We start from the raw sequence: 19,603 nt of genomic DNA on the forward strand, positions 1-19,603 counted from the left end.
ATGAACGCGCCACGCACACGGGTGCAGAGGCGCCCTGTGCACGGGGTGCTGCTGCTCGACAAGCCGCTGGGTCTTTCCAGCAACCAGGCCTTGCAGAAGGCCAAGTGGCTGCTGCGCGCCGAAAAGGCAGGCCACACGGGCACCCTCGATCCGCTCGCGAGCGGCGTGCTGCCGCTGTGCTTCGGCGCGGCGACCAAGTTCAGCCAGCTGCATCTCGATGCCGACAAGACCTATGAGGCGACCGCGCGGCTCGGCATCAAGACCTCCACGGGCGATGCCGAAGGCGGGGTGATCGCCGAGCGTCCCGTGGCCGTGACGGCCGAGGACCTGGTGCGCGTCGAAGCGCAATTCACCGGTCCGATCCGCCAGGTGCCGCCGATGCACAGCGCGCTCAAGAAGGACGGCAAGGCGCTCTACGAATACGCACGCGACGGCATCGAGGTCGAGCGCGCCGCACGCGACGTGACGATCCACAAGCTGGCGCTCGGCCGCGTGGAAGACGACCAGATCCGCATCCTCGCAACCGTGAGCAAGGGCACCTACATCCGCACGCTCGGCGAAGACATCGGCGAAGCGCTCGGTTGCGGCGCCCATCTCACCGCCTTGCGCCGCATCGCCACCGGCGGCTTCGAAGTCTCGCAATGCGTGACGCTGGAAGCGCTGGAAGCCATGGGCGAGGAAGAGCGCCTGGCGCGGCTGCTGCCGACCGAAGCCCTGGTGGCCGGCCACACGAGCGTCACGCTCGGCGCCGAAGATGCGGCACGCTTTCTTTCGGGCCTGCGCCGTCGCGGCGACTGGCCCGACGCAGCGGAGGTCGCCGTCTTCGGGCCCGCGCCGTCGCACACCCCCGTTCGCCCTGAGCTTGTCGAAGGGCCGGCGCAGGCTTCGACAAGCTCAGCCCGAACGGATGAAAGAGCATTCCTCGGCACGGCGCACGTCACGGCCGGCGAACTGATCCCGGGGCGCTTGCTGAACCCCATCGAAATCCAGCAGACACTTTTGACCGAAGCGACACCATGAGCACCAACCAGATTCGCAACATCGCCATCATCGCCCACGTGGACCATGGCAAGACCACCATGGTCGACCAACTGCTGCGCCAGTCCGGCACCTTCGCCGAACACGAGAAAGTGGTCGACACCGTGATGGACAACAACGCCATCGAAAAGGAGCGTGGCATCACGATCCTGGCCAAGAACTGCGCCGTGACCTGGAAGGGCACGCACATCAACATCGTCGACACCCCCGGCCACGCCGACTTCGGCGGCGAGGTGGAGCGTGCGCTCAGCATGGTGGATGGCGTGGTGCTGCTGATCGACGCCCAGGAAGGCCCCATGCCCCAGACCCGCTTCGTGACCAAGAAGGCCCTGGCCCTGGGTCTGAAGCCCATCCTGGTGGTGAACAAGGTCGACAAGCCCGGCGCGCGCCCCGACTATGTGGTCAACGCCGCCTTCGACCTGTTCGACAAGCTCGGCGCGACGGATGAACAGCTCGATTTCCCCGTGGTCTACGCCTCGGGCATCAACGGCTGGTCGTCGCTGGAAGAGGGCGAACACGGCGAGCAGTGGGGCCCCGACATGTCGGCCCTGTTCGACACCATCCTCAAGCACGTGCCGGCCCATGCGGGAGATCCCGCCGCGCCGCTGCAGCTGCAGATCTCCGCGCTCGACTTCTCGACCTTCGTGGGCCGCATCGGCGTCGGCCGCATCAACGCCGGCACCATCAAGCCCATGATGGACGTGGTCGTGATGGAAGGTCCGGACGGCAAGTCCGTCAAAGGCCGCGTCAACCAGGTGCTGACTTTCCAGGGCCTGGAACGCGTGCAGGCCACCGAAGCCGGCCCGGGCGAGATCGTGCTGATCAACGGCATTGCCGACATCGGCATCGGCGTGACCGTTACCGACCCGGTGAATCCGGCGCCGCTGCCCATGCTCAGGGTCGACGAGCCGACGCTGACGATGAACTTCTGCGTCAACACCAGCCCGCTGGCCGGCCGCGAAGGCAAGTTCGTCACCAGCCGCCAGATCTGGGACCGCCTGCAGAAGGAGCTGCAGCACAACGTGGCGCTGCGCGTCAAGGAAACCGACGAGGAGGGCATCTTCGAAGTGATGGGCCGCGGCGAACTCCACCTGACCATCCTGCTGGAAAACATGCGCCGCGAAGGCTACGAACTGGCTGTGTCCAAGCCGCGCGTGGTGTTCCGCGACGTCGATGGCGTCAAGCACGAGCCGATCGAACTGGTGACCGCCGACATCGAAGACCAGCACCAGGGCGGCGTGATGCAGGCGCTGGGCGAGCGCAAGGGCGAGCTGGTCAACATGGAGCCGGACGGCCGCGGGCGCGTGCGCCTGGAGTACCGCATTCCGGCGCGGGGCCTGATCGGCTTCACCAACGAGTTCCTGAACCTGACGCGCGGCTCGGGCCTGATCTCCAACATCTTCGACAGCTACGAGGCGCACAAGGGCGACATCGGCAGCCGCAAGAACGGCGTGCTGATTTCCATGGACGACGGCGAGATCTTCACCTACGCGCTGGGCAAGCTGGACGATCGCGGCCGCATGTTCGTGCGGGCGAACGACCCGGTTTACGAAGGCATGATCGTCGGCATCCACAGCCGCGACAACGACCTGGTGGTCAATGCCACGCGCACCAAGCAGCTCACCAACTTCCGCGTCTCGGGCAAGGAAGACGCGATCAAGATCACGCCGCCGATCGACCTCACGCTCGAATACGGCGTGGAATTCATCGAGGACGACGAACTGGTCGAGATCACGCCCAAGAGCGTGCGCCTGCGCAAGCGCTTCCTGAAGGAACATGAGCGCAAGCGCGCCAGCCGCGACACAGTCTAGAGCCGCGCTGTCTCACGGCCGCGCGGTCTGGCTGATGGTCGCCGTGACCCTCATGTGGGCGACGGCGGGCGTGGTCACGCGCCACCTCGAACAGGCGCGCAGCTTCGAGATCACCTTCTGGCGCAGCTTCTTCACGCTGCTGGCCCTGCTCGTGATCCTGCCGCTCTGGCAGGGACGCGCAGTGTTCTCGAAGATCCGCGACGGCGGCCGCGCGTTGTGGATCTCGGGCGTCTGCTGGTGCGTGATGTTCACCGCCTTCATGGTGGCGCTCACGCTGACCAGCGTGGCCAACGTGCTGGTGACCATGGCTCTGGGGCCGCTCTTCACCGCGCTCGCGGCGCGGGTCTTCATCGGCCACCGGCTTCCGGCGCGCACCTGGGCCGCCATCGTGGTGGCGGGCCTGGGCATCGGCTGGATGTACGGCACCCAGCTCGGCGACGGCCTGCTGGCCGGCACGCTGGTGGCGCTCTGCGTGCCGCTGGCCGGCGCCTGCAACTGGACCGTGGTTCAGCATGCGCATGCCAAGGGCCGCGACATCGACCTGGTCCCCTCGGTGCTGCTCGGCGCCGCGGTCTCGTCGCTGCTCACGCTGCCGCTGGCCTGGCCGCTCCAGGCCAATGCGCACGACCTGGGCCTGCTCGCCTTCCTTGGCTTGTTCCAGCTCGCGATCCCGTGTGCGCTGTCGGTGGTCTGCGCGCGCATCCTGAAGGCGCCCGAGGTGGCGCTGCTCGCGCTGCTGGAAATCGTCTTCGGCATCGCGCTGGCCTGGATCGGGGCCGGCGAGGAGCCGGCGCCGAGCGTGCTGACAGGCGGTGCGCTCGTGATCGGCGCATTGGTGTTCAACGAACTGCTCGGGCTGCGTGACCGCCGCGCGGCCGCTATACCCTTGCCGGGGACCCACTAGACTTGGGACTTCTACCGATGTCCGGTGCAAACCCAGGGCCGTTTGACTTCCATTTCAAGAGGGAGATATCGATGCGACTTTCCACGTTCCTGCTGGCCGGTGCGCTGGCTACGGCATCCTTGGGCGCCGCGGCCCAGGTGTCGGTGAACATCCATGTGCCGGGCCTCATTGCCGTGGCGCCGCCGGCGCCTCGCTTCGAGCGCGTGCCGGCGCCACGCGTCGGCTACGTCTGGGTGGTCGGCCATTGGCAATACCACCAGGACGCGTATGGCTGGCGCCAGGGCTACTGGGAGCCGGCGCGCCCCGACCATGTCTATGCGCCGGGCCGCTGGGTGCGCGCCGACGGCGGCTGGCGCTGGGTCGAACCCAACTGGAAGCGCAAGGGCGGCAAGCACCGCGACCACGACGACGATCGCTATGAACGTCATGGCCGGCATGACGATCACGGCCCCGGCGGCCATCACTGCCCGCCGGGACAGGCCAAGAAGGGCCGCTGCTGAGCCTCAGGGGCGCGCCACCTTCCAGACGTTGTTGACGCCATCGCCGGTCTTGTCGCCGGCCTTGGTGTCCTTGACCCAGTAGTAGAGCGGCCAGCCCTTGTAGGCCCATTGCTTCTTGCCGTCGTCGCGCACGACGATGGTGTAGGCGGCCATCGGCTTGGCCGTGTCGGCCGCCATCAGCGGCGGCCAGTTGGTGGCGCAGGGTCCGTTGCAGGTGGACTTGCCGCTGCCGGCGGTATCGCGATCGAAGGTGTAGAGCGTCATGCCGGTGGGGCCGACCAGCACGCCATCGGCGGTACGGGTCGGGGTGTCCGGCGCCGATGCGGTCCTGGACATGCTGCCGCATCCGGCGAGCAGGGCGGCCGCAAGAATCGAAGCGCTGAGCAGTTTCATCAAGTTTTCTCCTTCGGTTAAAAAATCGCAAAAGCCGATACGGCCGGGGCAGTCTAGCGCCCGGGCCTTTTGTTCATAGTTGACGGTAGACCACGCCGGCGAGGCCCAGCAGCGCATCGCGCGGCAGCTTGCCCGCCAATGCATAGCCGAAACCGCGATCGACCCAATAGAAGCTCGGCACCGGACCGTCCGCCGAGTAGCGGAACGCCGTTTCGCCCGCCTGTGCCGGCCCGGCGGCGCTGCCCAGGCTGCCGATGTAGAGGGTCACGCGCTCGCCGTCGGCGCGCTCGAACATGAACTGTGCCCTTGCCCCCTCGCTGCCCGGCAGCAGACGGCCGCCCACGAGCGCGTAGCCCTCGGCCGACAGATCCGGCACCTTGAGTGGCTTGTCGAGCCGCCTGGAGAGCCACTGGACGAGGTGCTGCTGCTCGGCAGCGACCACTTCGACCGGATGCCGCTTCTCGGGCGCATAGACCGCGTGCGCCACCGAGGCGGCATGCACGAACTCGCGTGCGGCCGGCGCGCGGGCCAGCACGGCGCCGGTCTGCTGCGACGCCGACCATTGGTGGTTGCCGACCCAGCCGGCGGCGAAGGCGATCAGCACGCCCGCAGCCATCCCGCCCCAGCGCATCCAGCGCGCCTGCCGGGCCCGGCGATCATCTAGATGCCCGGCCGCCGCCAGCAGCGCTTTGGGAACGGGTTCGTCGAGCACTTCGCGATGCAGTTCGCGCAGCGCGTCGCGCTGGGCTCGCCAGGCGAGCTGGTCGGTGTCGGGAGGCGGCGTGGGGCTGTTCATGGCGGATGAGATGCGGGCTACTTGAGGCGGCGCAGACCGGGGCGGCCCGATGCCGGCGACTCGGTCCCTTCCATCAGGTCCTGAAGCCGGACGCGGGCACGCGAGAGGCGCGACATGACGGTGCCCACGGGGACATCCAGAATCCTGGCGACCTGCGCGTAGGAGAGGTCTTCGAGCGCCACCAGCAGCAGCACGGCGCGCTGCTCCTCGGGCAGGCGCAGCAGGCAGCGCTGCAGGTCGATGGTCCGGTCGCGATGACCGTCGCCACTGCTCAATTCATGCGCCACATCATCGATGTCCACCGTGGCGCGCGGCGGTGCGCGCCGCACCTGGCTCGCGAACACGTTGTGCATGAGCGTGAAGAGCCAAGCCCGCAGATCGCTGCCCACGATCCACAAGCGCCACTTGCTGCAGGCGCGCTCCAGCGTGTCCTGCACCAGGTCGTCCGCGGCCCAGGCGTCGCCCGTCAGCGCGCGCGCATAGCGCCTGAGGCTGGGAATGTGGTCGACGAGCGCGCGTGAATCCATCGCTGCACTAACGCCGTGGGGGCGCGGTTTATTCCACCGTGCCCGAAAAAATTCAGTGCTCGCTGCGCAGCACTCGCCGCTTGATCGGCTTGGCAGGGTTGCCGCCGTACACCGTCCAGGGATCCAGGGAGCGGAAGGCGACGCTGCGGGCGCCCAGCACCGCGCCTTCGCCCACTTCCACACCGGGCCCGACGAAGGCTTCTGCCGCGATCCAGGCGTCGGCGCCGATGGTGATCGGGCTCGCCGTCAACTGGAAACTCGCAGAGGAAATGTCGTGGCTGCCTGCGCACAGGTGTGCGCCCTGCGAGACCAGCGCGGCGCGCTCGAGCCGGATCGGCGCCATGTTGTAGCAAATGACCCGTTCAGCCAGCATCGCGCGATCGGCCAGGTGCAGATTCGGCGGATACCAGACCCGCGCGCTGCCGCGCACGTCGCTGGATTCGCCCAATTGCGCGCCGAAGAGTTTCAGCAGAAAGCGGCGCCAGAAGCGCATCTGCGGCGGCGTCCAGGAGGCGAGCAGCGCCCAGCTCAGGCTCCAGGCCGCGCGCAGCAGCCGGTTGGAAAGCGAGAAACTGGGGCCGCCTTCGAGCGGGTTGACGCGCGCGGCGTCGAGGGGTTGGAGCGCCATGGTGCTTCCTTCAGCGGCTGCGGCTCTTCATGGCCCGCTCGACCTCGCGCTTGCCTTCGCGGTCCTTGATGGTGTCGCGCTTGTCGTGCTCGGCCTTGCCCTTGGCCAGCGCGATCTCGCACTTCACCTTGCCCGCTTTCCAATGCAGGTTGAGCGGCACCAGCGTGTAGCCTTTCTGCTCGACCTTGCCCACGAGGCGGCGAATCTGCTCCTTGTGCAGCAGCAGCTTCTTGGTGCGCACCGAATCGGGCGTGATGTGCGTCGAGGCCGAACGCAGCGGGTTGATCTGGCAGCCGATCACGAACAGCTCGCCGTCGCGGATCACGACGTAGCCGTCGGTCAGTTGCACCTTGCCTTCGCGCAGCGATTTGACTTCCCAGCCCTCCAGCACCATGCCGGCCTCGAAGCGTTCTTCGAAGAAGTAGTTGTACGCGGCCTTCTTGTTGTCCGCGATCCGGGAGGAGGTGTCTTGTTTTTTTGTGGCCATGGTGTGTCAGGTGAGGGCTGCATGGCTTCAATACAATCCGTCGCGCACGCTGTGCCGATTCTATGAAAACAGTCCACAAGTCCATCCTGATCTGGTACAGCGCCGAAGAGATGTACTCCCTGGTCACTGACGTGACGAAGTACCCCGAGTTTCTCCCCTGGTGCGACAAGGCCAAGGTGATCGAGCACGACGCCGCCGGCATGACGGCCGAAGTCGGCCTCGCTTTCAGCGGTTTTCACCACAGCTTCACCACCCGCAACACCCATGTGCCGGGCCGCGAGGTCCATTTGAAGCTGGTCGACGGACCGTTCTCCAACCTCGACGGCGTCTGGAAGTTCACCCCGGTGGGCGAGGCGGGCGAGCGGGCCTGCCGCGTCGAGCTCAACCTCAGCTACGGCTTCAGCAATTTCGCGTTGCAGGCGCTGGTCGGGCCGGTGTTCGACAAGGTCGCATCCAACCTCGTGGAGGCCTTCGTCAAGCGCGCCGAGCACATCTACGACAAGATCTGATGCTGCAGGTGACCGTGGCGTACTCGCCGGCGCCGCGCGAGGTGTTCGAAGAGGTGCTGGGCGTGGCCGAAGGCGCGACAGTGCGCGATGCCGTGCGCGCAAGCCATCTGCCGCTTCAATTCCCGCAGCTCGACTGGCAGGCGATGCAGCCCGGAATCTGGGGCCATGCGGTGGCATGGGATCAGGCTCTGGCAGACCTCGACCGCATCGAGCTCTGCCGCCCGCTCACGGTGGACCCCAAGGTCGCACGGCGCGAGCGATTCAAGAAACAGGGCGCACGCGGAACGGGCCTGTTCGCGCGCCGCCGCAAGGGCGGCAAGGCCGGGTACTAGGCTCGGGGTGTGCGGGAGATCAGGCGGGAAACACCGCGGAACCGGCTTCGCCGGGCCGCTGGTGTTGCCCCCGGAAGGGGGTTGGCGAAGCGACACGAAGTGCGCGAAGCCTGGGGGCGAGCCTATTACTTGCAGTCGGCGCCGATCACCGACTGCAGGCGCTCCTGCTCGGCGGCCCGCGCCTTGTCGTCCATGATCTCGCGCTCGCCCTGGGCGTTCACGCGGGCCACGCGGATGCCGCTGTCGAAGGTGGCCTTGGCCTGGCGCGCCCGCTGGCAGTTCTCGGCCTTGGCCTGGGCGATCTTCTGAGCCTCGGCGGCCTTCTTGGCCTTTTCCGCTTCCTCGGCCTTGCGCGTTTTCTCCTCGAGTTCCTTGTCCACGCCGCTGGGCCTGGCGCCGCTGGCGGCAACGCGGGGCGCAGCAGCGGCATCGGCCTCGGGAGTTGCCGGTGCAGGGCTGAAGTTCGGCCGCGAGGAGGGCGCACCCGGCCGGCGCAGGATGTTCTTGTCCGGAATCTCGGGCGGCGGGGCCTGGTCGCTGAAGACCTTCTTGTTGTCCTTGTCGATCCACTGCCACTGGGCATTGGCGCCCATCGACAGCAACAGGCAGGCCGATCCGAGTACGAGCAAGTGCGCGATTTTCATGGCCGGCAGTTTAGCGCCGCCTTACGTTTTGCAACTTACTCGATGGCGTTTTTGCAACGTAACAACGGTATTCGTGCCGCAAGCCGATTCACCTTTGGCCCGGGTAAGTACCGAGCCATCGTTACAATCCGTCTTTTGGAGCTTCACCCATGCGCCTTCTCGGCAAAGCGCTCACCTTCGACGACGTGTTGCTGGTGCCAGCGTTCTCCCAGGTCCTGCCCAAGGACACCTCCCTCGCCACCCGACTCTCCCGCAATATCACACTGAACCTGCCGCTGGTCTCCGCGGCGATGGACACCGTGACCGAAGCGCGCCTCGCCATCGCGATGGCGCAAGAGGGCGGCATCGGAATCGTGCACAAGAACTTCACCGCCGCCGAGCAGGCTGCGCAGGTGGCCAAGGTGAAGCGCTACGAATCCGGCGTGCTGCGGGATCCGGTGGTGATCACGCCCACGCACACCGTGCTGCAGGTCATGCAGCTGTCCGACGAACTGGGCATCTCGGGCTTTCCGGTCCTCGACGGCGGCAAGGTGGTCGGCATCGTGACCGGGCGCGACCTGCGCTTCGAGAACCGCTACGACGTGCCGGTGAGCGAGATCATGACGCCGCGCGAGAAGCTCATCACCGTGCCCGACGGCACCACGCTCGCCGAGGCCAAGGCGCTGCTCAACAAGCACAAGCTCGAACGCCTGCTGGTCATCAACAACGCCTGGGAGCTCAAGGGCCTGATCACCGTCAAGGACATCACCAAGCAGACCAGTTTCCCGAATGCCGCGCGCGACGCCAGCGGCCGGCTGCGCGTGGGCGCCGCGGTCGGCGTGGGCGAGGGCACCGAGGAGCGCGTCGAGGCGCTCGTGAAGGCCGGCGTCGACGCGATCGTGGTCGACACCGCCCACGGCCATAGCGCCGGCGTGATCGAGCGCGTGCGCTGGGTCAAGAAGAACTATCCGCAGGTCGACGTGATCGGAGGCAACATCGCCACCGGCGATGCCGCCCGCGCGCTGGCCGATGCGGGCGCCGACGCGGTCAAGGTCGGCATCGGCCCCGGTTCCATCTGCACCACGCGCATCGTGGCCGGTGTCGGCGTGCCGCAGATCATGGCGGTGGACAACGTCGCCACCGCGCTGCAGGGCAGCGGCATCCCGCTGATCGCCGACGGCGGCATCCGCTACTCGGGCGACATCGCCAAGGCCATCGCCGCCGGCGCCAGCACCGTGATGATGGGCGGCATGTTCGCCGGCACCGAAGAGGCGCCGGGCGAGATCGTGCTGTTCCAGGGCCGCAGCTACAAGAGCTATCGCGGCATGGGCTCGATCGGCGCCATGCAGCAGGGCAGCGCCGACCGCTACTTCCAGGAATCGACCACCGGCAACCCGAACGCGGACAAGCTGGTGCCCGAAGGAATCGAGGGCCGCGTGCCCTACAAGGGCTCGATGGTCTCGATCGTCTACCAGATGTCCGGCGGCTTGCGCGCCAGCATGGGCTACTGCGGCTGCGCCACCATCGAGGACATGAAGAACAAGGCCGAGTTCGTCGAGATCACTACCGCGGGCATTCGGGAAAGCCACGTGCACGACGTGCAGATCACCAAGGAAGCGCCCAACTACCGCGCGGAGTGATCGGCCTCTCATGCACCACCAAAAAATCCTGATTCTCGATTTCGGCTCCCAGGTCACCCAGCTGATCGCACGGCGCGTGCGCGAAGCGCATGTGCTCTCCGAAGTCCATCCCTGCGACGTCACCGACGAATGGGTGCGCGAGTACGCGAGGGACGGCAGCCTGAAGGGTGTCATCCTCTCCGGCAGTCACGCAAGCGTCTACGAAGAGACGACCGACAAGGCGCCGCAGGCGGTGTTCGAGCTCGGCGTGCCGGTGCTCGGCATCTGCTACGGCATGCAGACCATGGCGCACCAGCTGGGCGGCAAGGTCGAGGGCGGCCACAAGCGCGAGTTCGGCTTTGCCGCCGTGCGCGCGCGCGGCCACACCGAGCTCCTGAAAGACATCGCCGACTTCACGACCGACGAAGGCCACGGCATGCTCAACGTCTGGATGAGCCACGGCGACAAGGTCACCGAGCTGCCGCCGGGTTTCAAGCTGATGGCCTCGACAGAGAGCTGCCCGATCGCCGGCATGGCCGACGAAGACCGGCATTTCTACGCCCTGCAGTTCCACCCCGAAGTCACGCACACGCAGCAGGGCAAGGCGATCCTCGAACGCTTCGTGCTCGGCATCTGCGGCGCCAAGCCCGATTGGGTGATGCGCGACCACATCGCCGAGGCGGTAGAGGCGATCCGCAAGCAGGTGGGCGACGAGGAAGTCATCCTCGGCCTCTCGGGCGGCGTCGATTCCTCGGTGGCCGCCGCGCTGATCCATCGCGCCATCGGCGACCGGCTGACCTGCGTGTTCGTCGACCATGGCCTCTTGCGCCTCGACGAAGGCGACAAGGTGATGGACATGTTCGTCGGCCAGCTGCACGCCAAGGTGATCCGCGTCGATGCAAGCGAGCTCTTTCTCGGCAAGCTGGCCGGCGTGAGCGACCCGGAGGCCAAGCGCAAGATCATCGGCGGCGAATTCGTCACCGTTTTCAAGCAGGAAGCGGCCAAGCTCACCAGCGCCGGGGCCAAGGGCGCCAAGTGGCTGGCCCAGGGCACGATCTATCCCGACGTCATCGAGTCCGGCGGCGCCAAGAGCAAGAAGGCCGTCACGATCAAGAGCCACCACAACGTGGGCGGCCTCCCCGAGCAGCTGGGCCTGAAGCTGCTGGAGCCGCTGCGCGACCTGTTCAAGGACGAGGTGCGCGAGCTCGGCGTCGCGCTCGGCCTGCCGCCCGAGATGGTGTACCGCCATCCTTTCCCCGGGCCGGGCCTGGGCGTTCGCATCCTCGGCGAGGTCAAGAAGGAATACGCCGAGCTGCTGCGCCGCGCCGACGCGATCTTCATCGAGGAGCTGCGCAACTTCAAGGACCCGTCCAGCGGCAAGAGCTGGTACGACCTGACCAGCCAGGCCTTCACCGTGTTCCTGCCGGTCAAGAGCGTGGGCGTGATGGGCGACGGCCGCACCTACGACTACGTGGTGGCGCTGCGCGCCGTGCAGACCAGCGACTTCATGACCGCCGACTGGGCCGAGCTGCCCTACGCGTTGCTGAAGAAGGTATCGGGCCGCATCATCAACGAAGTGCGCGGCATCAACCGCGTGACCTACGACGTGAGCAGCAAGCCGCCGGCGACGATCGAGTGGGAGTAAGGGGTGCGGATAATGCCTATATAAATCAATGACTTAGATCGAGTTTCGATGTCCGTGAGCACGACATCAATGGTGCTTCTCAAAAACTCTAAGTTGTTGAAAGATATGGGCTTTTTGTTGCAGCAAAAAACCTTTCGAAAGTGATCAGCGAAGAATGCAGCGCTACTTTCTGACGGTATTTCTGACGGCATCCCAGCGTTGCTGGATTGACGCCGATTTTTTACCGCCATTCGCTCGTGCAGAACGAGGCCGCGTGCTAGCGCTGGAGGATGCCGCCAAGGAACTGCTGAAGCCGGAGAACACGTGAGCATGGCTACGAGGAAAGCGCCGAGTTGGAGCGACGTCAGGGACCCGACTTCGACCGCCCGGGATTGATCGGCCTTGTGCAAGACCTCTACGCCGCCAGCAAGGAGAACCAGGCCTTCCTGCATTCCCGGCCGTCGGCCACCCGACGGGTCTGGCCGAGCTAATGGTGTTCTTCTGCGAGCGCGCGGCGGGCTTCAGCAACGACGTCGGCTTGCAGGACGAGGGTTACTTCGACGCTCTGGCGCGGATGTTCGCGCAGGCTTTGACGATCATCGGTACCTTGCCCAAGGATCGTCGGCCCGGACTACTGGGGCGCCTGGATGCTGTCCGACACCTCGGCCACACGGTTACGGCGTTGGTGACGACATGGACGACCTGCTGGTCGAGCATGGATTCGATGGCGGACAGTGATGAGCTCACCACGCTGCGCGCGGAGAACGGCCGGCTGATCGCGCTGCTCGAATCGCACGGCATCGAATGGCGGGCGCAGCAGCAACCGTCCCCACCGTCCGTCGAGGCCGGCACCGTGCCGAACGAAAGCCTGCTTTGATGCGCTGATGCAGATTCAGGTGTGCTTGAATTGGGGCGAGCGGGCAGACCACTATCGGCGACGTAGCGTGGCAGGAAGTATTGACGTTGTATATACTTCGTTGATATCAATGTTTCCGGAGCCGGTCATGTCCAAAGAAGCCATGTTCACCATGAAGCTGGAGCCGGAGCTGCGCGACGCCTTCATGGCCGAGGCCGAAGCTAGCCACCGCCCGGCGTCGCAGGTAGTGCGCGAACTGATGCGCGAGTTCGTCGAGCGTCAACGGCAGGCCCGTGAGTACGACGCGTTCTTACGCGCCAAGGTCGACACGGCGCGCGCGCAGATCGCGTCCGGTCAATACGCCAGTGACGCCGATGTCGAGGCCCGCTTTGCTGCCCGTCGCACTGCACTGCGGGCCAAAGCCGGCGGCGCTGACGCGTGAGGGTCCTGTGGACCTTGTCCGCCGAGCAAGACCGCGCCGACATCGTCGACTTCATCGCTCAGGACAACCCGCTCGCTGCCATCCGCATGGATGAGATTTTCTCGGCAGCCGTCGGCCGGCTGGAGAGCACCCCCTGCTGGGACGGGCAGGACAGATCCCGGGCACCCGTGAGTTGATCCCACACGAGAGCTATCGGCTGGTCTATGAGGTGCGGGCCGATACCGTCTGGATCTTGACCTTGGTGCATACCGCTCGCCTGTGGCCGCCGACCCGGTCGTGATCGACGGCCAGCAAAAGCGCTCGGTTCTGACGGTAGAAGTGACGGCAAAGCACGATGACGCGGACTACGAAGGGCAGTGTTCATGCGGGTTTCCAGACCTCGGAAACCATCGAGTGGGAGTGAGGGGTATCGTGGCGTGGGCAGGCGTAGAGCGGCCAAGCCGGCCTTCGCCGTCGACTCTCCGGGTGCCCCTGCCTGTGGCGCAAGTGATTCCCATTGGAGCGGCAGCTCGTCGTCAAAATCGAACACCAGCTGTACGGGAGCTCTTCGCAGCTGGAACAGGTGCTACGGTCCGGGGATGAATCGCCCCTCCATGGCCGGCATGGGTACCGGATTCTGGTAGGCCGCCCACAACCGCGCTTGCGCGCAACGGTGATGGGCGTGCGACACGGAGATCAACAGGCGACTGCGCGCATCCTGTTGTCGAAATGGCGCAACAGGCGAACGTAAGCATCGGCCAGCGAGTGATGAACATCGGGCTCGTTGTTCCAGAGCGATTCCGTCTCTCGCTCGTTCTGTTCCGTGTATCGAACGAGGTGCTGGTACAGGTGGCTCATATCAGTAGCAGTTCCTGAAACGTGGGATTCAGGAACTCGATGGTGGCGTCCCTGCGCGCCGCCAGGTCGCAGGCCACCAGCCAGGCCTCGTTGATCACATCCGGGAGTTGATGTTCTCCGCGGGTATGGCGCGCGATGCGTTGCAAGTCCTTCTTCCGCTGAGTGACGAAGCGCTCGAATGCGGGGTCTTGCGAATGAGCCATGAGGTCTCCCGTGTTTCAGTCTTGCCGAAGGTCTCCCAACAGGGGGGCGGCCACGGCTTCTTCGGCGATGGCCAGGCCATGGCGCTGCATCGCCGGGGCCAACGCGGCATCCCACGACGCGATGATGTAGGCGTCGGCCAGATCGCGCCGCGTGTGCGACGCGCTCGCCGTCGCGGCTTCGTAGTCCAGGGCTCCGAATCGCCAGGGATGGGCTCCCCAGGTACACATGACGTGGTTGGCGATCTGCACGCCGGGCCAATCGAAGTCGCCGTGATAGCGCAGACGGGCACCGGCTTGCGCCAACTGGGTGAGCAATGTTCGCTGCGCCGCTGCTGGCATGCCGTCGGTGCAGACCAGCGCGGCGCAACGCACACCCAGTCGGTCGGCGGCAATGGCGACCAGGTTGGGGTTCTCGCACACGAAGACCGCCTGGCCGGCCACGGCCCAGCGTGGCGGCGTGCGCAGCAGCCGGCGCAATGACACGTAGGCGGGTTCGCCCGGTGTGCACACCGGCGCCTCGTCGGCCCGGACCGGCAGATTCAGCAGCAGCGCCGGCCGAGCCAATTCATTGACCAGCACGCCGGCCCGCGCCCAGACGTCACGGGTGCGCTCGTCGGGCGTGTCTTCGGGATCGCTCGCATCCAGCTGACCCTTTTCGATCTGGCGCCAGGCGGCCAGCACCAGCGTCGCGGTGACCTGGCCGTTGTCCAGCGCGTGCGCGTCGCCCAGCGTTTCGGCCGCCAGTTGAGCGCGTGCCAAGCCGCCCGCCGGCAGGCGGCTCAGCACGGCATCCGCCGCTTCGAGCAGATGCTCGGCGGCTGAGGTGTCTTGCCGGGCGAGGCGCTTGAGCAAGCCGAGCGCGGCCGGCGCCTGCAGAAAACCGGTGAGCGCCGGATGTGTGCAGGACGCGACCACGGCAGACCAACGCGCCTGGGTCGCCGCGCGCACCGACGCGGGGTGCACGATGGGGCCGTCGATTTGTTCCAGCGCCTCCCGCAGCGAACCCGCGATGCCGGCGTCGCGCAGCGTGGCATTGAGCAGCGTGACGTCGATCTGCATCGACTTCGCCTCCCGAGGCGGGCGTCCGGTCAGCAGGGCCAGCGCTTCGCGCTCCGTGGTGCTCAGGGAACCCAGGCGCAGCAGGCTCGGTGGCGTGCCCGGTGCAGCGCGTTCGAAATGCCGGCGCAGCCGCCGGCGCAACGCAGCCAGTTCGTCGCCGCCGATCAGCTTGAGCAGGCGCGGGTCCATCCGATTCACGTCGGCGCGAAGCGCCGATCCGGATCGTCCTCGCGCCGCTTGGCCCGGCCGTCCCAGCTCCAGCGCGAGACGTACACTGCGTCGATGCCCTCGCGCCGCTGCAACTGGCAGATCGAAACGCCAGGCAGTTCGGCGTAACACGCCCACTCGCGTTCGCTGGTGATCACGAAGTCGAGGTCGAACTCGCGGATCAACCCCATGCAATGGGCCCGCGCCGCATCGTCGATACCGGCGAAGGCCTCGTCGAGCAGCATCAGGCGCGGCGCTTGCGGGTTGCTGCCTTGGCTATAGAAACTGGCGATGGCGGCGAAGAGCGGTACCGTCAGGCCCAAGGCGCGCTCGCCGCTGGAGGCTGGCCCCGAGAGCTTGCGCCATTGGCCGTCCTGCAAGCGTTCGACGCGGAAGCGGTGCCAGCGGCGGTAGTCGAGCGCACGCGCCAGTTGATCGACCATGCTGCCGCCGGCATCGCCACCTATCGGCCTGCCCAAGTCGGCATCGGCGCGCTCGCGTTCGGCGCTGATGCGCTGCTGGAGCATCGTGCCGACGACGCGCCGGTCTTCGGCTGACCAGAGGTCCGCGCTGGTGTTGAGCAGGTGCCGGCGAGCGGCCTCGAGCCCGACCGGCGCGCCTTCGTCTTCACCGAGCGGTTGCCATTGCAGGCGGTAGCGCACGCCGGTGGAGGTCGGGCGCTTGTGCAGTTCCCTGTTGATGGCCTGCACCTGCGTCTCGGCGGCGCGCAGCAGGCGCTGGACTTCGGCGGCGATCTCGGCCTGCAGGTAGTTCTCGAGCACCTCGCTTTCTTTCGCGGTGAGCAGTTCGCTGCGCTGGTGGATGTCGTCGGCGAGCCGCAGCGCGAGCTGGTCGGGGCGCTCGGGGCGGTTGTGAAAGATGATGTGCACCACGAAGCCCCAGTCGCTGGGCTCGGCCGGCGCGTGGTGGCCGAGCGCACTCAGCGCGCGCTGCAGTTCCTGCAGGTCTTCGGTGATCTGCCGTTGCACGCGGGTCCATCCGGCTTCGTCGTCCCGGATGTGCGCAAGCGCCTGTTCGATGCGGCGCGCGAGTGTCAGCGCGGGGTCGATGGTCCAGGTGCTGCGCAGGTCGGGCAGTTCGATGTCGGGCAGCGCGGACGACAGCAAGCTGCTGTCGGCAAAGTGCTGGAGGCGCGCGACGGCCGTGGCGCGTGCTTCGGTGCGCTGGGTCAGCGTGCTGTCGGCGGCTTCGCTCTTGGCGCTGGCGCGTGCGCGGGCTTCGCCGGCGAGGCGGCGCGCTTCGGCGGCCGTACGTTGATCCTTGTCGGCGGACTGAACGGCCTGGCGCGCTTCGGCCAGTTGACGGCGCAGGTCGTCGACCTGAGCGCCGACGGTTTCGCGCAGCACCTCGAAACGCGCCTGCGCTTCTTCGGCTTCGATGCGGCTGGCGGCGAGCCTTTCTTCGCGTTCCTGCAACTGTGCCAGCGCCTCGGCTTCGCGAGACTGCTGCAACAGCAAGTCGGGCTGTGCACGCCGCCATTCCTGCGCTGCCTGCACCAACCGGTATTGCGCGTCGTTGAAAGCTTGCAGGGCCATTTCGATGGGGGCCAGCGCATCGGCCGCCAGCGGCAGGCGCATGTCGGCGGCGTCGCGCTGCAAGCGCTCGCGCGCGGCATGCTGGGCTTGCTCGGCGTCGCGGCACTGGGTTTCGGCCTGGTCCAGCCGGGTGCGGGCGGTCTGAAATTCGCGGGCGCAGGCGGCGGTGTGCATCAGCGCCTGGCGCAGCGGCTGGTCGGACGGGGCGCTGCGCCATTCGTGTTCGGCCTGGCGGCGGTCGGCTTCGAGCTGCTCGAGTTGAAGCGCCACGGACGCGCCTTCTGCAGCCAGGTTTTCGAGGCGCTGCGCGATGACGTCCAGGCGCTGCCGGCGCGCCATTGCGCGGGCGGCATGGCCGATGTAGACCGCTTGCGGTTTGCTCCATGCGCCCGCCAGCGTGCCGAGGCGGAAGCGGCCGTCGGGCGCGACCCAGCCTTCGGCGGCAGGGTTCACGCCGCCGCAGGCCACGCTGGCAAGCAGGCGGTCGAGGGTGGCGGCCTGCATCGTCGCGTCGGCCGGCACGTCGGTTCGCAGCCAGTCGGCCAACGATGCGCCGGGCGCGGGCGGGCGCTGGGCCCATTGGGTGTCGAGCCAGGGCGGGTTGCCGTCGTCCGCGGCGAGCAGTGCGCCGTCGGGCGTAACCCAGGCGTCGAGCAGGCCGGAGGCCTCGAGCGCGGCTTCGAGGCCTGCGCGCTGCGCGGCGGCGACGTGGTCCTGGAAATCGACGAGCTGCCACAGCGGCGCGCCGGCCAGCCCATTGCGGCTGTCGGCCGTGCGTGTGTACGGCAGCGGCGGCACGGCATCACGGCCGGCGTTGAGTTGCGCGCGCTCAACTTCGAGTTCTTCACGCTCGCGTTGCAGCGTTTCGCGCTGCGTGCCGAGTGCGACCTGGCGTGATGCGTGCCGCACGCTGGCTTGTTGTTGTGCCGCTTGCAGGGCCAGCCGGGCGGGGTTGTCGCTAACGGGATCGGCAAGCAGCACCCAATCGTTCAAGGCTTCCAGTGGGCCATCGTCGTCCCACCGAAGCTGCACCAGGCTCGCGGTGTGGAATCCCCAGGCTTCGAGCAGCGCCTGCCCGGCTTGTTCGGCTGCGGCATCGGCCGCGCCGCGGCGTTCGGCCGCTTGTTCCAGTTCCCCCTGGCGTTCGCGCTGCGCCTCTTGCCGTTGGGCCAGCGCCAGACCGGCCTGATGCAGCTCGCCGTGGCGGCGGTGCAGCAGCGCCAATTGATCACGGCGCGTGGCCACCGTGCCGCGCAGCGCCACAGGCGCGGCATTGAACTCGCGCGTGGCTAGATCGGCCAGCGCGGGCGGTGCCAGCGCGGCCAGCGGGTTCTCGCTGAACGCTGACGCCACGCCGGCGCTGTCGGCGTGCTCCGCGCCTTCGTGGCGTACCGCGCCCAGCGCCTGCTCGGCCAGCGCCGCGCGCTGTGCGGCCTGCCGGCTGGCCTGCTGTTCGCGCTCCCAGCGGCTGCGGGCCTGCGCGCAGTCGGCCTGCTCCGTCTTCACGCCCGCGTGACGCTTGAGGGCATCCTTCTCGGCGCCTTCGAGTCGGTTCGCATCCTGGTTGATCGGGTCGGACTGCAGCGTCTCCTGGCGCGTGCGCTGCGCAGCCAGCGCGCTCTCAGCCTGCTCCTGGGTCTGCTGCGCCTGTGTTTCGGCGGCCAACGCGGCTTGCAGGTCGGCTTGCGCCTGGTTGCGTTCCTGGCTCGCGTTGTCGAAATCGGTCTGCGCCTGGCGCAGTTCGCGCGCCTGGCGGCGCGTCAACATGCCTGCGTAGACGCGGTAGCGCTGGTCGAAGCGCTCCACCGCCTTGGCCAGGCCCTTGAGTTCGTCGAGCTGGCGGCGGTCTTCCTCCAACTGGTTCAGGGCTTCGGCCACGTCGGTCAGCAACTCCTGCGGCAGCGGCGGAAGCGCTTCGGTCAACGCATGCGAGAGGCCGGCCTCGTCGGGCTTCTTCGACAACTGTGGCTGGCGCAACTGGATCAAGGTGTCCATCAAGGCGTCGTAGCGCCGTATGCCGAGGTGGAACAGGCGTTCGTCCACCGCGCGGCGGTAGCTGATGGCCGTTTCGAAGACCTGGCCCCGGCTTTCGATGGCTTCGCGCAGACGCTCGCGGGTCAGCACCACACGCTGGTCGTTGGTGAGCCAGAGGTCGCGGCCAATGCGCGGCCCGGCACCGTCAGCTTGCTCCAGCATGAAGAACCAGCTTTCCACCTGCGCGCGTGCCGCCACTGCCGACAAGCCAGCGCCCAAGCTGAGGTAGCGCGGCGTGCCGTCTTCCGCCAAGCGGCCGAACTCGATCCAGGCATAACCGATGCGCCGCGGGTAGCTGTTCATCAACAGGTTCCACGCCATCTTCTTGCCGCTGTCGCCGTCGGGCTCGATGCGCGACGAGCGCAGTTGCGCATCGAACAGGAAGGGCAGCGTCAACGACAACACCTTCGATTTGCCGGTGCCGTTGTTGCCGCGCAGCAGCAGGTGGCCGTCGCGGAACCAGAATTCCTCGCTGTCGTAGTGGAACAGTTCGACCAGGCCGAGCCGCAGCGGCTGCCAGCGTTGGCGCTGCGGTTCGGGCTGGGCGGGGCGGTCGTGGGCCGCTTGTGTTTCGGGCGGGGCGTCGAAGATGTCGTCGTGCATGGATTGGAACAGCGG

General features: G+C 67.2%; 20 protein-coding genes and 1 pseudogene. 12 read left to right on the top strand and 9 right to left on the bottom strand.

The window, feature by feature from the left end:
- From truB to ACSQ9I_RS14205, 4 genes are all read left to right on the top strand, one after another.
- Window positions 1–1,020 (top strand): tRNA pseudouridine(55) synthase TruB, encoded by a 1,020-nt coding sequence (truB, locus tag ACSQ9I_RS14190; protein WP_436313534.1) that lies wholly within the window; start codon window positions 1–3, stop codon window positions 1,018–1,020.
- Window positions 1,017–2,849 carry a translational GTPase TypA gene (gene typA, locus ACSQ9I_RS14195; protein WP_093107539.1) on the top strand — a complete coding sequence of 611 codons (1,833 nt, stop codon included), beginning with the start codon at window positions 1,017–1,019 and terminating at the stop codon, window positions 2,847–2,849. The genes truB and typA overlap by 4 nt, the downstream gene beginning before the upstream one ends.
- Window positions 2,815–3,753 (top strand): DMT family transporter, encoded by a 939-nt coding sequence (locus ACSQ9I_RS14200; protein ID WP_436313535.1) that lies wholly within the window; start codon window positions 2,815–2,817, stop codon window positions 3,751–3,753. Before typA ends, ACSQ9I_RS14200 begins: the two co-directional genes overlap by 35 nt.
- 71 nt (window positions 3,754–3,824) lie before the next feature.
- Window positions 3,825–4,253 (top strand): hypothetical protein, encoded by a 429-nt coding sequence (locus ACSQ9I_RS14205; RefSeq protein WP_436313536.1) that lies wholly within the window; start codon window positions 3,825–3,827, stop codon window positions 4,251–4,253.
- Window positions 4,254–4,256: 3 nt separating this feature from the next.
- Here ACSQ9I_RS14205 and ACSQ9I_RS14210 read toward each other — a convergent pair whose 3' ends face one another.
- The 5 genes from ACSQ9I_RS14210 to smpB form a co-directional block, all read right to left on the bottom strand.
- Window positions 4,257–4,646 carry a COG4315 family predicted lipoprotein gene (locus ACSQ9I_RS14210; protein ID WP_093107533.1) on the bottom strand — a complete coding sequence of 130 codons (390 nt, stop codon included), beginning with the start codon at window positions 4,644–4,646 and terminating at the stop codon, window positions 4,257–4,259.
- Window positions 4,647–4,719: 73 nt separating this feature from the next.
- The gene (locus ACSQ9I_RS14215) at window positions 4,720–5,442 is read right to left on the bottom strand and encodes an anti-sigma factor family protein (protein ID WP_436313537.1); all 723 of its coding nucleotides are present in this window, start codon (window positions 5,440–5,442) and stop codon (window positions 4,720–4,722) included.
- A 17-nt stretch (window positions 5,443–5,459) separates the two neighbouring features.
- Complete coding sequence (locus ACSQ9I_RS14220; protein ID WP_436303944.1) at window positions 5,460–5,969, bottom strand: sigma-70 family RNA polymerase sigma factor; 510 nt, start codon at window positions 5,967–5,969, stop codon at window positions 5,460–5,462.
- Between the two features lie 52 nt (window positions 5,970–6,021).
- Entirely contained in the window at window positions 6,022–6,597 is a 576-nt protein-coding gene (locus ACSQ9I_RS14225; RefSeq protein WP_436313538.1) for a putative colanic acid biosynthesis acetyltransferase, read from the bottom strand.
- Window positions 6,598–6,607: 10 nt separating this feature from the next.
- Window positions 6,608–7,084, bottom strand: a complete 477-nt coding sequence (gene smpB, locus ACSQ9I_RS14230) for an SsrA-binding protein SmpB (RefSeq protein ID WP_093107525.1) — start codon at window positions 7,082–7,084, stop codon at window positions 6,608–6,610.
- 62 nt (window positions 7,085–7,146) lie between these two features.
- On the opposite strand from smpB, the gene ACSQ9I_RS14235 reads away from it, so the two are divergent.
- Together ACSQ9I_RS14235 and ACSQ9I_RS14240 are read left to right on the top strand one after the other, a co-directional pair.
- Window positions 7,147–7,593, top strand: coding sequence for a type II toxin-antitoxin system RatA family toxin (locus ACSQ9I_RS14235; RefSeq protein WP_093107523.1), 447 nt, complete (start codon window positions 7,147–7,149; stop codon window positions 7,591–7,593).
- Complete coding sequence (locus tag ACSQ9I_RS14240; RefSeq protein WP_436308939.1) at window positions 7,593–7,925, top strand: RnfH family protein; 333 nt, start codon at window positions 7,593–7,595, stop codon at window positions 7,923–7,925. Before ACSQ9I_RS14235 ends, ACSQ9I_RS14240 begins: the two co-directional genes overlap by 1 nt.
- Before the next feature lie 125 nt (window positions 7,926–8,050).
- Here the strand turns inward: ACSQ9I_RS14240 and ACSQ9I_RS14245 are convergent, their stop codons facing one another.
- Window positions 8,051–8,569: a DUF4124 domain-containing protein gene (locus ACSQ9I_RS14245; RefSeq protein ID WP_093107519.1), complete on the bottom strand. Its 519-nt coding sequence runs from the start codon at window positions 8,567–8,569 to the stop codon at window positions 8,051–8,053.
- 149 nt (window positions 8,570–8,718) lie between these two features.
- Between ACSQ9I_RS14245 and guaB the strand changes: the two genes are divergently transcribed.
- The 6 genes and pseudogenes from guaB (at window position 8,719) to ACSQ9I_RS14275 (ending at window position 13,369) form a co-directional block, all read left to right on the top strand.
- Window positions 8,719–10,188, top strand: coding sequence for an IMP dehydrogenase (gene guaB / locus ACSQ9I_RS14250; RefSeq protein ID WP_436303947.1), 1,470 nt, complete (start codon window positions 8,719–8,721; stop codon window positions 10,186–10,188).
- A gap of 10 nt (window positions 10,189–10,198) precedes the next feature.
- Window positions 10,199–11,812 carry a glutamine-hydrolyzing GMP synthase gene (gene guaA, locus ACSQ9I_RS14255; RefSeq protein ID WP_436313539.1) on the top strand — a complete coding sequence of 538 codons (1,614 nt, stop codon included), beginning with the start codon at window positions 10,199–10,201 and terminating at the stop codon, window positions 11,810–11,812.
- Between the two features lie 154 nt (window positions 11,813–11,966).
- Window positions 11,967–12,119 carry a hypothetical protein gene (locus ACSQ9I_RS14260; protein ID WP_436313540.1) on the top strand — a complete coding sequence of 51 codons (153 nt, stop codon included), beginning with the start codon at window positions 11,967–11,969 and terminating at the stop codon, window positions 12,117–12,119.
- Between the two features lie 162 nt (window positions 12,120–12,281).
- Window positions 12,282–12,668, top strand: a complete 387-nt coding sequence (locus ACSQ9I_RS14265; protein ID WP_436313541.1) for a hypothetical protein — start codon at window positions 12,282–12,284, stop codon at window positions 12,666–12,668.
- Between the two features lie 127 nt (window positions 12,669–12,795).
- Window positions 12,796–13,089: an antitoxin of toxin-antitoxin stability system gene (locus tag ACSQ9I_RS14270; RefSeq protein WP_214682375.1), complete on the top strand. Its 294-nt coding sequence runs from the start codon at window positions 12,796–12,798 to the stop codon at window positions 13,087–13,089.
- Window positions 13,086–13,369, top strand: a pseudogene (locus ACSQ9I_RS14275) (type II toxin-antitoxin system RelE/ParE family toxin). The gene ACSQ9I_RS14270 and the pseudogene ACSQ9I_RS14275 overlap by 4 nt, the downstream one beginning before the upstream one ends.
- A 553-nt stretch (window positions 13,370–13,922) precedes the next feature.
- Here the strand turns inward: ACSQ9I_RS14275 and ACSQ9I_RS14280 are convergent.
- The 3 genes from ACSQ9I_RS14280 to ACSQ9I_RS14290 are packed head-to-tail and all read right to left on the bottom strand — an operon-like array spanning window position 13,923 to window position 19,588.
- Complete coding sequence (locus ACSQ9I_RS14280; RefSeq protein ID WP_436313542.1) at window positions 13,923–14,129, bottom strand: hypothetical protein; 207 nt, start codon at window positions 14,127–14,129, stop codon at window positions 13,923–13,925.
- A 15-nt stretch (window positions 14,130–14,144) separates the two neighbouring features.
- A complete protein-coding gene (locus tag ACSQ9I_RS14285; protein WP_436313543.1) occupies window positions 14,145–15,377 on the bottom strand; it encodes a TIGR02679 family protein in 1,233 nt (410 codons plus the stop codon).
- Window positions 15,378–15,382: 5 nt separating this feature from the next.
- Entirely contained in the window at window positions 15,383–19,588 is a 4,206-nt protein-coding gene (locus ACSQ9I_RS14290; protein WP_436313544.1) for a TIGR02680 family protein, read from the bottom strand.
- Between the last annotated feature and the right edge of the window lie 15 nt (window positions 19,589–19,603).

Source organism: Variovorax sp. LjRoot84 (assembly GCF_964254305.1).
Classification (GTDB): domain Bacteria; phylum Pseudomonadota; class Gammaproteobacteria; order Burkholderiales; family Burkholderiaceae_C; genus Variovorax.

Coding starts and splice junctions, on each gene's coding strand:
- truB (WP_436313534.1), top strand. CDS start 1: ATGAACGCGCCACGCACACGGGTGCAGAGGCGCCCTGTGCACGGGGTG.
- typA (WP_093107539.1), top strand. CDS start 1,017: ATGAGCACCAACCAGATTCGCAACATCGCCATCATCGCCCACGTGGAC.
- ACSQ9I_RS14200 (WP_436313535.1), top strand. CDS start 2,815: ATGAGCGCAAGCGCGCCAGCCGCGACACAGTCTAGAGCCGCGCTGTCT.
- ACSQ9I_RS14205 (WP_436313536.1), top strand. CDS start 3,825: ATGCGACTTTCCACGTTCCTGCTGGCCGGTGCGCTGGCTACGGCATCC.
- ACSQ9I_RS14210 (WP_093107533.1), bottom strand. CDS start 4,646: ATGAAACTGCTCAGCGCTTCGATTCTTGCGGCCGCCCTGCTCGCCGGA.
- ACSQ9I_RS14215 (WP_436313537.1), bottom strand. CDS start 5,442: ATGAACAGCCCCACGCCGCCTCCCGACACCGACCAGCTCGCCTGGCGA.
- ACSQ9I_RS14220 (WP_436303944.1), bottom strand. CDS start 5,969: ATGGATTCACGCGCGCTCGTCGACCACATTCCCAGCCTCAGGCGCTAT.
- ACSQ9I_RS14225 (WP_436313538.1), bottom strand. CDS start 6,597: ATGGCGCTCCAACCCCTCGACGCCGCGCGCGTCAACCCGCTCGAAGGC.
- smpB (WP_093107525.1), bottom strand. CDS start 7,084: ATGGCCACAAAAAAACAAGACACCTCCTCCCGGATCGCGGACAACAAG.
- ACSQ9I_RS14235 (WP_093107523.1), top strand. CDS start 7,147: ATGAAAACAGTCCACAAGTCCATCCTGATCTGGTACAGCGCCGAAGAG.
- ACSQ9I_RS14240 (WP_436308939.1), top strand. CDS start 7,593: ATGCTGCAGGTGACCGTGGCGTACTCGCCGGCGCCGCGCGAGGTGTTC.
- ACSQ9I_RS14245 (WP_093107519.1), bottom strand. CDS start 8,569: ATGAAAATCGCGCACTTGCTCGTACTCGGATCGGCCTGCCTGTTGCTG.
- guaB (WP_436303947.1), top strand. CDS start 8,719: ATGCGCCTTCTCGGCAAAGCGCTCACCTTCGACGACGTGTTGCTGGTG.
- guaA (WP_436313539.1), top strand. CDS start 10,199: ATGCACCACCAAAAAATCCTGATTCTCGATTTCGGCTCCCAGGTCACC.
- ACSQ9I_RS14260 (WP_436313540.1), top strand. CDS start 11,967: ATGCAGCGCTACTTTCTGACGGTATTTCTGACGGCATCCCAGCGTTGC.
- ACSQ9I_RS14265 (WP_436313541.1), top strand. CDS start 12,282: ATGGTGTTCTTCTGCGAGCGCGCGGCGGGCTTCAGCAACGACGTCGGC.
- ACSQ9I_RS14270 (WP_214682375.1), top strand. CDS start 12,796: ATGTCCAAAGAAGCCATGTTCACCATGAAGCTGGAGCCGGAGCTGCGC.
- ACSQ9I_RS14280 (WP_436313542.1), bottom strand. CDS start 14,129: ATGGCTCATTCGCAAGACCCCGCATTCGAGCGCTTCGTCACTCAGCGG.
- ACSQ9I_RS14285 (WP_436313543.1), bottom strand. CDS start 15,377: ATGGACCCGCGCCTGCTCAAGCTGATCGGCGGCGACGAACTGGCTGCG.
- ACSQ9I_RS14290 (WP_436313544.1), bottom strand. CDS start 19,588: ATGCACGACGACATCTTCGACGCCCCGCCCGAAACACAAGCGGCCCAC.